The organism is Streptomyces sp. NPDC060184 (genome assembly GCF_042728795.1).
In the GTDB taxonomy this organism is placed as follows: Bacteria; Actinomycetota; Actinomycetes; order Streptomycetales; family Streptomycetaceae; genus Streptomyces.
In genome coordinates, this window is the sequence record NZ_JBHWYX010000006.1 from 137,369 (window position 1) to 150,598 (window position 13,230).

Annotated in this window: 5 protein-coding genes; all 5 read left to right on the forward strand. The window is 67.2% G+C overall.

The window, feature by feature from the left end:
* The first annotated feature begins 8 nt into the window (after positions 1 to 8).
* The 5 genes from ACFWEE_RS06475 (at position 9) to ACFWEE_RS06495 (ending at position 13,223) form a co-directional block, all read left to right on the forward strand.
* Positions 9 to 2,957 carry a DEAD/DEAH box helicase gene (locus tag ACFWEE_RS06475; RefSeq protein WP_386886917.1) on the forward strand — a complete coding sequence of 983 codons (2,949 nt, stop codon included), beginning with the start codon at positions 9 to 11 and terminating at the stop codon, positions 2,955 to 2,957.
* Positions 2,957 to 7,135, forward strand: coding sequence for an Eco57I restriction-modification methylase domain-containing protein (locus tag ACFWEE_RS06480; RefSeq protein WP_386886918.1), 4,179 nt, complete (start codon positions 2,957 to 2,959; stop codon positions 7,133 to 7,135). The genes ACFWEE_RS06475 and ACFWEE_RS06480 overlap by 1 nt, the downstream gene beginning before the upstream one ends.
* A gap of 120 nt (positions 7,136 to 7,255) precedes the next feature.
* Positions 7,256 to 9,115 carry an ATP-dependent endonuclease gene (locus tag ACFWEE_RS06485; RefSeq protein ID WP_386886920.1) on the forward strand — a complete coding sequence of 620 codons (1,860 nt, stop codon included), beginning with the start codon at positions 7,256 to 7,258 and terminating at the stop codon, positions 9,113 to 9,115.
* Positions 9,112 to 10,959 (forward strand): UvrD-helicase domain-containing protein, encoded by a 1,848-nt coding sequence (locus tag ACFWEE_RS06490; protein WP_386886921.1) that lies wholly within the window; start codon positions 9,112 to 9,114, stop codon positions 10,957 to 10,959. Before ACFWEE_RS06485 ends, ACFWEE_RS06490 begins: the two co-directional genes overlap by 4 nt.
* A gap of 44 nt (positions 10,960 to 11,003) precedes the next feature.
* Entirely contained in the window at positions 11,004 to 13,223 is a 2,220-nt protein-coding gene (locus ACFWEE_RS06495; RefSeq protein ID WP_386886923.1) for a competence protein CoiA family protein, read from the forward strand.
* Positions 13,224 to 13,230: the final 7 nt, after the last annotated feature.

Genomic DNA, 13,230 nt, shown 5'->3' on the forward strand with positions numbered 1-13,230 from the left:
GACATCTCATGAGCCTCACGTACACAGCCGGCTCCTTGGTCGCCGCCCGCGGCCGGGAATGGGTGGTCCTGCCCGAGAGCGCCCCCGACATGCTGGTGCTGCGCCCGCTGGGTGGTAGCGAGGACGATGTCGCGGCCGTCTTCCCGGCCTTCGAGGACGTACGCCCCGCCGAGTTCGCGGCGCCGAGCCCGGCCGACCTGGGCGACCAGCGCGCCGCCGGCCTGCTGCGCACGGCACTGCGCATCGGGTTCCGGTCGGGTGCTGGCCCGTTCCGCTCCCTGGCGTCGATCGCTGTGGAACCCCGCGCTTACCAGCTGGTGCCGCTGCTGATGGCGTTGCGGCAGCGCAATGTGCGGCTGCTGATCTCGGACGATGTCGGTATCGGCAAGACGGTCGAGGCGGGTCTGATCGCCAAGGAGCTCCTCGCGCAGGGCGAGGCGACCCGGCTGGCCGTGCTGTGCTCCCCGGCGCTGGCCGAGCAGTGGCAGGGCGAGCTGCGGGAGAAGTTCGGCATCGACGCCGAGCTGGTGCTGGCCTCCACGGTGTCGCGCCTGGAGCGCGGTCTGGAGCTGGGCCAGTCCCTGTTCGACAAGCACCCGTTCACGATCATCTCGACGGACTTCATCAAGTCGACCCGTCACCGTGAGGACTTCGTACGGCACTGCCCCGACCTAGTAATCGTCGACGAGGCCCACACATGTGTGGCCGCAGATGACACCGCTCAGGGTGCCGCGTCGTCCTCCTCTAGCCAGCTCCGCTACGAGCTGCTGCGGAGGATCTCCGCCGACGCCGACCGTCACCTGCTGCTGCTGACCGCGACGCCGCACTCCGGCAAGGAGTCGGCGTTCCGTAATCTGCTTGGCCTGGTGCGCCCCGAACTGGCGACAGTGAACCTGGAAGCCCCGGCGGGGCGGGCGAAGCTCGCCGAACACTTCGTGGCCCGCAAGCGCGCCGATGTCCGTGACTACCTCACCAAGGAGGACGGCCTCGCCGACGACTCCCTGGCCGAGCGGACTGCCTTCCCCTCCGACCGCTGGACGAAGGACGAGCCGTACAAGCTGACCCCGGCCTACCGGGCTCTGCTCGACGACGCCATCGCCTACGCCAGGGACCGCGTCGAGGCGGCCGGCGAGCAGGGCAAGCGGGAGGCCCGCATCGCCTGGTGGTCGGTGATCGCGCTGCTTCGCTCGATGGTGTCCTCGCCGGCGGCCGCCGCGCAGACCCTGAAGACCCGCTCCGAGTCCGCCGCCGCCCGCACGGCGCACGAAGCGGACGTCCTGGGCGCCCCGGTGGCAGCCGACTCCGCGGACAACGACCGGCTGGAAGGCATGGACGTCGCGCCGGGTGCCGCCGAGGCGGAGGATGCCGGTGCCCGACTGCTGGAACTCGCCGAGCGGGCCGCGCAGCTCGTCGGCCCGGCCGAGGACGCGAAACTGAAGGCGCTCACCCGCCATCTGAAGAACCTGATCGCCGAGGGCTACCACCCGATCGTCTTCTGCCGCTACATCCCCACGGCCGAGTACCTGGCCGAGCAGCTCGAAGGCAAGCTCGGCAAGAAGACGAAGATCGCCGCTGTGACCGGCACCCTCTCCCCGCAGCAGCGCCTGGAACGCATCGAGCAGCTCGCCGCTGAGGCCGCCGAAGAGGGCGGCGACCCGGCCGTCCGCCGCGTGCTGATCGCCACCGACTGCCTCTCCGAGGGCGTCAATCTCCAGCACCACTTCGACGCAGTCGTCCACTACGACCTGGCCTGGAACCCGACCCGCCACGACCAGCGCGAGGGCCGCGTCGACCGCTACGGCCAGAAGCGCGACCAGGTCCGTGTCATCACCATGTACGGCGAGGACAACGGCATCGACGGCAAGGTCCTGGAGGTGCTGTTCAAGAAGCACCGGCAGATCAAGAAGGACCTGGGTATCTCCGTCTCCGTCCCCGACGAGACCGCCTCCGGCGTCACCGATGCCGTCGTGGAGTGGCTGCTGCTACACGGCCGGCAGGGCAGCCAGGAAAGCCTGTTCGAAATGGACACCCACCAAGAGTCCTTCGAGCGCATCGAACACGAGTGGAACTCGGCCGCCGAGCGGGAGAAGACCTCCCGCTCCAAGTACGCCCAGCGCGCCATCCACCCGGAGGAGGTGGCCCGCGAGGTCGCCGCCGTACGGGCCGCGCTCGGCGGCGCCGAAGAGGTCCGCGACTTCGCCCTCGAGGCGCTGCGCGACCTGGACGCGCTGGTCCGCGACCCGCGCGACGCCAGCGGCGACTTCACCGCCCAGGTCGGTGGCACCCCGGCCGGCCTGCGGGACGCGCTCGCCGCCACGCTCGGCAACCGGCTCGTCGAGCAGGACCGCGAGATCCCGTTCCGCAGCACTCCGGCGATCGCCCGCGGCGAGGCCGCGCTGGTCCGCACCGACCCGGCGATCGGGGCCATCGCCTCGTACGTCCTGGACTCGGCGTTGGACGTGGACGCTCTCGGCCCCCGCCCGGCCCGCCGCTGCGGTGTGGTCACCACGGACGCAGTCACCACCCGCACCACGCTCCTCCTGGTCCGCTATCGCTTCCACCTCACCCTGCCGTCCCGCACAGGCGAGCGACAGGTGGTCGCCGAGGACGCCCGTCTGCTCGCCTACGAGGGCATGCCGTCACGGGCCCGTTGGCTGGACGCCGACGCGGCCACTGCCCTCCTCGCAGCCCGCGCCACCACCAACACACACGAGCAGTCGGCCCGCAACCACATCACCCGCACCCTGGACGGCCTGCCGGACCTGTCCGCGCACCTCACCGAGTACGGCAAGAGCCTGGCCGCCGAACTCGATGCCTCGCACCGCCGGGTCCGCAAGGCCAACGAGGAGATCGTCCGCGGCCTGAAGGTCGTCCCGCAGGAACCCGCCGACGTCCTCGGTGTGTACGTCTATCTGCCGCAGCAGCCCGTTTCCATCTCGTCGGGAGCCGAAGCCTGATGTCCACCGCCACCCGCACCGTCCTGGCCTTCACCGCCGTCACCACGGTCGGCGGCCTGCTCCCCGCCGACATGCTGCTGCGCATCGCCGAGGCGCGGAACCTGCCGGGTACCAAGCCCGCCGACTACGGACTGCCCGCCTCGGTACCCGTGCGCGACGAGGCCGAGCGCGCCTGGGAGTACCTCAAGCCGCTCTGGCGCGACCTGCGCGCCGCCCTGCCCTCCGACCCCGCCACCGGCGCACCCGCCGCCGACCCCACTGGCCGGGCCGGAACCGACTGGCTCGCCCAGCTCTTCCGCAAGCTGGACTTCGGCGCGCTGACGGAGGTCGGCGCGGCGGGCATCCCTGCCGACTCGGACGCTGAGAAGCGCTTCCCGGTATCCCACCGCCACGGCCCTGCCCTGGTCCACCGCATCCCCTGGAACCAGGAGCTGGACAAGCGCCCGGCCGCCGGCCATGTCCCGGCCCAGTCCATGCTGCAGGACTGCCTCAACCGCACCGAGGCCCACCTGTGGGCAGTCCTCACCAACGGCCGCCGCCTGCGCCTGCTGCGCGACTCCTCGTCCTTCGCCACCGCCGCCTACGTCGAGTTCGACCTGGAAGCCATCTTCGACGGCGAGCTGTTCAGCGAGTTCGTGCTGCTGTACTGCGTGCTGCACGCCTCCCGGTTCACGGTGGCGGAGGGGGCGGCTGCTTCGGGGTGCTGGCTGGAGAAGTGGCGAACGGTCGCCATCGAGTCCGGCAGCCGGGCGCTCGACCACTTCCGCGACGGCGTCCAGGCGGCCCTCACCGTGCTCGGCACCGGATTCCTGAGCCACCCGCGCAACGACAAGCTCCGCGAACACCTGGACGTCCACGCCTTCCAGACAGCGCTGCTGCGGCTCGTCTACCGCATGATCTTCCTCTTCGTTGCTGAGGACCGGGGCGCCCTGCTGGATCCTGCAGCCGACGAACTGACCCGCGACCGCTTCACCCGCTACTTCTCTACCGCTCGCCTCCGCCGCCATGCCCTGCGCCGCCTGGGCACCGCCCACGACGACCAGTACCGTGCCCTGGAGCTGCTGATCGAGGCGCTGGGCTCCGAGGAGGGCCGCCCCGAGCTGGGTCTGAAGGGGCTCGGAGGCCTCTTCAACGACACCCTCGCCGACGAGCCCCTGCGCGGTGCGCGGCTGGCCAACCGCCATCTCTTCGAGGCGGTCAAGCACCTGGCCCGCGTACGCGACGTGGGCTCGGCCCGATGGCGTCCCGTCGACTACCTGCACATGGGTGCTGAGGAACTCGGCTCGGTGTACGAGGCGCTGCTGGAGCTGGTCCCGAAGCACAGCGCCGCCGACCGCACCTTCGAACTGGTCGACCGCATCGGCAACGACCGCAAGAAGACCGGAAGTTACTACACTCCGACCCCGCTCACCGAGACTCTGCTCGACTCGACACTCAATCCGGTGATAGACGACGCCGTCAAGCGTGGGGAGCGGCATGCGAGCGCCAACGGCCGCCCGGACCCTTCCAGCACTATCGTCGAGGAACTGCTCTCCCTTACGGTTTGCGACCCCGCCTGCGGGTCGGGCCACTTCCTGGTCGCGGCGGCCCGCCGCATCGCCAAGCGCGTCGCTGCCGTCCGCGAGCGCAACCCCGAGCCCACGGCCGGAGCCGTGCGCCACGCCCTCCACGAGGTGGTCACGCGCTGCGTGTACGGCGTGGACCTCAACCCGATGGCGGTGGAGCTGGCCAGGGTGTCGCTGTGGCTGGAGGCGATGGAGCCGGGCAAGCCGCTCAGCTTCCTGGACGCACGCATCAAGCACGGCAACGGTCTGATCGGCGCGACCCCTGCGCTGATGCGGGACGGCATCCCAGACAGGGCGTTCAAGAAGACGGAGGGTGACGACGAGGCGTGGGCGCGGTCGCTACTCAACCGCAACGCCCTCGAACGCGAGGGCCAGGGCGGACTGTTCGAGATCGAGTCGGAGACGAAGGTCGCCAACTCCTCCTTCGCGCACGGCCTCCGCCGGATCACCGCGGCCCCGGACAACAGTCTCGCTGACGTCCGCCGCAAGGAGGCGGCTTACCGCGACTGGGCCACGTCGGCCGAGTACCTTCGTGCCCTGCACCTCGCGGACGCGTGGTGCGCGGCGTTCGTCTGGATTAAGCGTGAGGACGCGCCACCAGCCATCACGGACAAGGTGTTTCGGGCTCTAGAGGACCCCGAGGGCGACGCGGCGCCGCAGTCAACGCACGACGAGATCGTGCGTCTGCGGGACCAGTACATCTTCTTCCACTGGCACCTGGAGTTCCCCGAGATTTTCGCAGTCCCGGAGGACTTCGACGCGTCGGCGAAGACCAGCGCGGTCAACCCGGCGACGGGATGGGCCGGCGGGTTCTCGTGCGTGGTGGGAAACCCACCGTGGGATCGTTCCGAGTTCGAGGACAAGAAGTACTTCAGTGTCGTGGAACCATCGATCGCCGAGCTGGCAGGTGCCGCCATGCGCAAGGGGATCTCCGAATGGCTCCAGGAAAATCCCAAGGAAGCAGAGCGATACCGAGTCGCGCGCCGGACACTGAAATCCACATTCACGTTCGCGGCGAACTCTGACGTCTTCCCGCTCTGCGCGCAAGGGCTCACTGCCGGGGGCGTCACCAAACTCCAGACAGACCAACTGTTCACGGAGCTCTTTTCATCCGTGTGCAGCCCATCCGGTCGCTTCGGATCTATCATCCCAACTGCCATCGCAACGCATGCAGGAGGACAGTTCCTGTTCGGCCACTTCGTGCGCAGCGGAGCACTGGCATCGTTGTACGACTTCGAGAACCGTCGCCCCAAGTCGCCCGCACAGCCCAAGGGCGGCAAGTGGTTCGAGAGCGTGGACTCCCGCTACAAGTTCTGTCTACTCTCACTCACCGGCCGGGACGTGCAGGGGGAGGCCACCCGCGTCGGCTTCTTCCTGTCTGACACCACTGACGTCAACGACCCGAACCGAGTCCTCGCGTTGGCCCCGGACGACCTCGCTCGCATGAGCCCCAACACGGGCACTCTCCCGGTGTTCCGCACCCAGCGGGAAGCGGATATCACATCGTCAATCTACCGACGCTTTCCCGTACTGCAGAACGAGAAAGCACGAAGCGGCAACCCGTGGAACATCGATTTCAAGTACATCTTCCGCAGCGCCAATGACAGAGACATCCTCCGAACGCGCGCCGAGCTCGAAGAGGAGGACTGGCAGCTTCACGGAAGTACTTTCGTACGTGGGGAGGAACGAATGCTTCCCCTATACGAAGCCAAGATGGTCGATTTCTTCAACCACCGAGCCGCCGACGTCACCAAGAGCCTGACAGCAGTGAATCGGCAGAACCAACCGCGTTACCTGTCTCGCGACGAGCTACAGGACCCCACGCGACAGGCCCTGCCTCTCATTTGGGTTCAGGATGCTGGAAAGATCCCGACAGAGCGTAATGGCAAGAGGGTGGCCGTACCCGGAGTCGACATCCGCCTTCGGGAAGCGCGCTGGAACCGAGACTGGCTTTGCGGCTGGTGCGATGTAACCGCCTCCACTAACGAACGCACCTCTATTCCAGCCTTCATCCCTCGCGTGGCCACACTGCACACCTACCCCCTCATGCTGCCTCATGTCGCACCCCCACTGGTCGCAGCCCTGATCGCCACTCAGTCCTCCCTGGTGTTCGACTTCGTGAGCCGTCAGAAGATCAGCGACGCCCACATGAAGCTCTTCATCTGGAAGCAGCTACCCGTCCCCACCCCCACAGACCTCAAACCCCATCTCCCCTTCCTCCTCCCCCGCGTCTCAGAACTCGTCTACACCGCCTACGACATGACTCCGCTGGCCCGCGACCTGGGCGACGACGGCGAACCGTTCCAGTGGGACGAGGAGCGCCGTACCCAACTGCGCGCCGAGCTGGACGCGTACTTCTTCCGCCTTTACGGCACCTCCCGCGAGGACACCGACTACATCCTGGAGTCCTTCCAGTCTGAGTCGGGCGGCCTCAAAAACAACGAGATCGCCAAGTTCGGCGAGTACCGCACCAAGCGCCTCGTCCTCGCCGAGTACGACCGCATGGCCACCTCAGGCCTCACCTTGGAGACCCCGCTCACCGAGGGCGAATCCGGCACCTACCGCTCCACCCTCACCCCGCCCCCCGGGCAGGGCCCCCGCCATTCCGCCTGACCACGTCAGGTCGAAGGCCTGCTCTTTCCAGCGCCCTGGCCCCTGCCAACCCAGCAGGGGCCAGAAGCGGCGCATCTCTGCTCGTGCGTACCACGCCTCACCCGCACCGGAGACCCATCCATGTACCTCGATCAGCTCCGTCTGCAAGGATTCCGCTCAGCCGCCGACACCACAGTCTCCTTCCAGCCCGACGTTACGGTCATCGTCGGCGAGAACAACGCCGGCAAGTCCAACGTGATGGACGCCATCCGCTTGCTGACGCCTCCCCTCGATGGCAAGGGCAGCGGCCTCTACCCGGACCGCGACGACCTCCACCGAGACGGTTGCCCCGATGACGGGCATGCTGAAGGGTGCCGCAGCACCATCGAGTTGTCCGCCCGGTACAGATCGAGATCACCCGGCGATCTGGACATGTTCAGTCAAGCCTTCGACCGGGACGGAGAAACGGCGAGCTACCACCTCACTATCACTCCCCCGCCGGAGGGCTTCCGGCGCGCCACCCTGTCGTGGCGGGCAGGTGAGGGTGCGACCGCCGACCTCGACCCCGAGCCCAGAGCCCGGGAGGGAATCCGTCACCTGTACCTGCCCCCGCTGCGGGATGCCCAGCGCGAACTTGCATCCAGCAGCGGTGGCCGCATCCAGCTTGTCGTCGAGAGACTGCTCAAGGACGACGCGGACCGCAAGGAATTCCTCCGCAAGGTCGGCAAGCAGTTCGAGCAGGTCGGCAAGATCTCGCCGCTGCCCGATGCCCTGGACTCCGTCGGCAACCGTCTCGCCCGGCTCACTGAGGGAGCTCTACCTCAGTCGGTCGACCTGGGGTTCGCCGACGCCTCCGTCAGTTCCATCGCACGGGGGTTGCGCCTGCGCATGGAGCAGGCCGGACTCGACCCCCGCGACCTGGCCGAATCAGGGCTCGGATACGCGAACTTGCTGTTCATGGCCACAGTGCTGACGCAGCTCCAAGATGCGGCGGAAGCCGACCTCACCCTTCTCCTGGTCGAAGAACCGGAAGCACACCTGCATCCGCAACTTCAGTCCATCCTCCTCAACTACCTCGTGGAGGAAGCCCAGGAGAGCAGGCGCCAAGCGGACTCCAAGAGCCCGTGGCGCGGCCAGATCCAGGTGATTGTCACCACGCATTCACCCCACGTCGCCACCGCGGTCGCGCCCAAGAATCTCGTTGTACTTCAGCGCAGGCCAAAGCGTCCCAGTGCTGCTGCCGTCGAAGGGGCTACGCGTAGCACCTCGTACGAAACCACCGCCGTCGCGGTCGACAGGTTGTCGCTGGGCAAGGACGACCACATCAAGCTCCGTAGCTATCTCACCGCCACGCGCAACACATTCCTGTTCGGACAACGCGTTCTCCTCGTCGAAGGTCTGGCCGAAGCCCTGCTCCTTCCTGAATTCGCACGACTCACACTCAGCCGGGAACAGCTTCAACGGTTCCTCGGCACCGCGCTCGTTCCGATCGACGGCGTTGACTTCATGCCGTACATCCGCACCCTCTTGACCGTCGACAGCGCGAGCCAGTTCCGCATAGCCCGACGCGTCGCTGTCATCACTGACGGTGATGCCGGGACAGGAGCCGCGAAGGCCGCAGAGAAGCGCATCTCGGAGCTCGAGCAGATGATTGCAGCGACGGCCTCTGACAATCTGGCCCGTGTCTTCCGCAACGAGTTCACGCTGGAGCCGGAACTCCTGCGTGCGGGCGGCCCCAACCGCGAGATCGTGCTGGATGCCTGGAAGCGGCAGAAGCCGATCGCTTGGGAAGAGCACTGGAAGGCCGTGGGTGCCGGCTCGCCTGGCCAGCAGGCCAAGGCCCTGGCCGAGTTGTTCAACGGGCGGAAACTGATCCGCAAGGGCGACCTCGCACAGGACATTCTGGCAGTGGCTGCTGAGCGGCCGCGCGAGGCCACCCCGATGGCGGTGCCCCAGTACCTGAAGGACGCTCTCATGTGGGTCACTGGGGAGGTGTCATGACCCCTCGTGATCCCAGCGCCGCCACCGACACCATCGCCGTTCTGCGCGCTGAAGCCGGCGCTGCTCAACGCGCATTGGTGAACATGGAAACCAGCCCCGGTCGCATCGTCCGCGCCGAGGCGTGCCCTGGCGCGGGAAAGACCCGTACCATCGTCGAACGTCATCTGACCAGCCCGACTGGGCCGCGTCAGGGCCGCGCGCTGGTCTCCTTCACCAAGGTCGCGGGCCGCGAGATCAGGAAGCGGTGCGTTGATGAAGGACGCCCTGAGCTTGCCCAGTTCCCCCACTTCATAGGCACTTTCGACGCGTTCGTTTGGCGGCATCTTCTCCGCCCCTACCTGCTGCCCAAGCCCGGCAAGATATGGCAGCGCTTGGAGGAGTGGAGCGATCACCCGCAGGCTCGCAGGGACGGTGCGTCTCTGGACGACTTCAGCTTCTCGTACGGCGGAGGCGTCGTTCGCATCTCGGACCCGCAACCGATCATCCGCCGGCTCCCACACCGGTTCCGGCGGGACGAGGACGGGCGGCAGAAGCTGACTATTTGGGCAGCGTCTGCGATGCAGCGCCTGTGGAGTCAGGGCTACCTGTCGGGGGACCAGCTGCGCGACATGGCTCTTCACCTCCTGTCCGATGCCGAGCGCCGCAAGCGCATCGCGCGGGTACTGCTCACCCGCTTCCGTGAAGTCGTCATCGACGAGTCCCAGGACTGCTCCGATGAGGACTTGCGGATCGTCGACATGCTGCGTGAACTCGACATACCCCTGCTACTTGTCGGCGACCCGGACCAAAGCATCTACGGTTTCAGGAACTTGGTCTCGCTCACGACTGCTGTACCCAAGCCGCTCAGCAGTACGGCTCCAGATCACCGGCTGACGCATAACTGGCGTAGCACACAGGTTATTTGCGAACTCGCGCACACGTTGCGCACGTCCAACGCTCCTTGCGACACCGCGGTAGGCCCCTACTACACCGAGGCAACACCGATCTTGCTCCTGCCCACCACAGCCCGGAAGGACGTCGAGTGGCTGGGAGACTTCGGTGCGGCGGCAGAGCAACTCGCCATCCCTCAAGGTCAAAGCCTTGTGGTCGCTCACGGTAACTCGACACTGCCCAAAGGCCTCACCGGAACACGAGTTCCCCCCTCGGACCAGCTGGGCCGACTCATTTGGGCTACAGCCGTCCTGCGTTCACCAGGTGCGTCGACCAGGCACCAGGAACGCGCCCACAAGGTGCTACGCGAAGCCGTTCTGCGGCACTGGTACGGTCAGCCCGACACCCCTGAGCCTGTCAACCTTGCTCATCAAGGACTCAGTCCACTGGAACTGCACGTAGCCGAGCAGTCAGTCCTTCGCGCCCTACCTCCGCTGGACATGCCGGCAGCCGAATGGAGTCGGGCGGCACACCGTGTCCTCACGGCAAAGGCCGGCCTGCTCGGTATCGTGCCCCAGGTGCAGCGCGCCTATCCTTGCAAGAAGCATGGCAAAGCAGCATGGCAGATCGTGGGTTTCGGAGCGCCCTCGTCTCCCGACGTCTCCATCGGGCGGGCCAGTACCGTTCATGGAGTGAAAGGCGATCAGGCAGACGCGGTGCTGGTCGTCATCCCGGCTGCCACCCCGGAGGACAGCCGTTCGACAGACCTCGTCAAAGCCTGGGTGGCAGGCCCTGACCGCGTGATGCCCGGAGAGACCGGCGAGGCCCTTCGGGTCCTGTACGTAGCCGCGACACGCGCCCGCCGTCTCCTCGCGTTTGCGCTGGATGACGACCACCTGGCGATGATTGCGACGTTCCTCGCCAGGCGAGGCGTCCCGTTCCGCGCTCTCCCCGGCTTCAGCAAGAGCAGCTGAGACTGAGCGGCTGACTAACCCACCACCCCGTCACCAGGAGCCCAGTGCCGTACGCAGAGGAAGAAGACACGCGCAAGGTCCAGACCGCAGTCATCGGCCGGGCCGAGTCGGACTGGCCGGTGTTCCTGCCGTGCGACCATGACGACTTCGACCGGTTCATGCGGGGTCGGACGCGCGACGACTTCTACTGCGGCGTCCTGCTCGGCGGCTGTGGCAGGAAGCTGTCCCCGAGGCGGTACACGGACAAGAAGTGCCACTTCGCGCACCGGCCGCCCGTGCACTGCCGCCGCACGGAGACCGGTGAGGACAGCGCCGATCACCTCTACATCGGGCGGGCCGTCGCCGACTGGCTGAAGCAGCAGGGGCAGCGGGCAGTGCAGCCCGTCTATAAGCCCAAGGGGCACCAGGTCCGCGATGTCGTCGACGTGTCGTACGAGGCTGGACGCCGGCTCATACGCGTCCAGCTCGCCCGGAGGTCGAAGCGGGAGTGGGAGGAGGCCGACGCGGAGCTTCGAGTCCGGCACTCGGAACTCAACTGGTTCTTCGGGCCTGACAGTCTCCTGGCCAACTGGCAAGTCGAGCGGCAGGGGTACGCCCTTCGTGTGCAGTGCCGATCACTCGGGGCGATCCGAATCGTGGAAATCGGCACCCAGTTCCCGGACAGACCCGTGGAGTGGACCTCACTCTCGGAGTGCACGCTCGCCCCCGAAGGCATCGTCACCCCGAGTCTCCTGCCTACACCGAGTGGCATAGTTCCGCGCCATGCAGCCCCCGCGGAACCCGCGCCTCCCCCGTCCAGCCTGCCGCTCACCCCGGCCTCCGTCCTCATCACCGACGCCGCGCTGTCTCACGCCACCGAAACCCTTCGCTGGTTCGATGTCTCCATACGCGTCAACGCCCGCCTGTCGCTCCCTGCCCGTGCGGATTCGCCCGACATTCACCACACGTACCTGCCCATGGACGCCGTTCTCTCCCTCGACAGTGATGGCACATGGCTGATCGAGGCCGGCGCACTGCAGCGCATCCAGACCGACACTGCCGACCGGTCCACGGACAGCGCCGGGCCGCCCGCCGACACGCATACTCCGTCGCCCGAGGAGCAGTCACTTCCTCCTGACGCCGACCTCGTCGCCTCCTTCCGCAGGACGCTGGAGAACGCCGCGCGGAGCAAGAGCGTCGTTACGATGGCAACCTTGTGCAAGGGAGCGTCGCTCCACGGCCACACACTCTCCGTGGACCGGTGGCGGGAGCTCCTCCTCCGGGTCGAACGGCCCCGGACACCGGGCAAGCCCGTTCTGTCAGCCCTCATCAAGGGGCGAGACGGCGGCCCAGCCCCGTTCTTCAAAGAGATACTGCACGGACTCGGCTGGACGAAGAGGTTCTCCAACACCGAGTTGCTCAACATCTGGAACCGCGAGCGTGGCCGCGTCCACGCGGCCTACAGCAGAAGCAGCCAGGCGAACCCGCCGTCCCTTCCCCATCAGGAAGCCCACCGCAAGCCACCGGGCCGCGTCAGAGGGAAGCGGTCCGATTCCGCCGACGCCCGACGCCGCGCCGTCTTCGACGCTTTGCTTGACGTTGCTCACGAAGCACGGCAGGCCGGCGACCTCGACACCTTCGAACAGAACCTGTTCCTGGCAGAACGGGCAGCGCCGTCGACGGATGCCCACGAGACCCTGCGGGACCATACTGACTGGTTGGTGGACCAGCGCGCCAACGAGTTGTATGAGACCTGGGAGCGCCTGGCAGTGCTCATTGACACAATCAACCGCGACGGAGACGACCTCTATCCGGACCAGTTGCGCCGCGCTCTCCGGAGTGCCGAGGAACTCGCTGAACAGGTCGGAGACGATCTGGCGGCAGAGGAACGTGGCGACATCGCGGGCTGGCAGCGGCACTTGGAGCGGATGACCGAGCGCCTCACGCTGTCACAGATACGCGGCCATGCCATCGCCGTCCGCGTCGCGCTGCGGCAGGCCGCGCGCGAAGGGCGTACGACGACGTGGGGCGAACTGGCCCTGCGGATCGGGGCTCCCCTCGCAGCCCTCGACCCGGACGACAAGATCGCCGTCTTGGTCGAGGTAGACCGTGAGACGCCGGACGACAGGCCTCCGCTGTCCGCCCTGGTCACCGCGCACGGAGGCGACCGGCCGCATCCGCTCTACCAGCAGATCCTTTTCAATCTAGACCGGATCGCGCCCCCAGCCGAGGCTCTGTTCATGCACTGGCGCATGGCACTGCGTCGTCACTCCGAACTACGGTGACGCCCCC

Bases quoted from the DNA above. Each gene is read 5' to 3' on its own strand.
- ACFWEE_RS06475 (WP_386886917.1), top strand. From the start codon at position 9: ATGAGCCTCACGTACACAGCCGGCTCCTTGGTCGCCGCCCGCGGCCGG.
- ACFWEE_RS06480 (WP_386886918.1), top strand. From the start codon at position 2,957: ATGTCCACCGCCACCCGCACCGTCCTGGCCTTCACCGCCGTCACCACG.
- ACFWEE_RS06485 (WP_386886920.1), top strand. From the start codon at position 7,256: ATGTACCTCGATCAGCTCCGTCTGCAAGGATTCCGCTCAGCCGCCGAC.
- ACFWEE_RS06490 (WP_386886921.1), top strand. From the start codon at position 9,112: ATGACCCCTCGTGATCCCAGCGCCGCCACCGACACCATCGCCGTTCTG.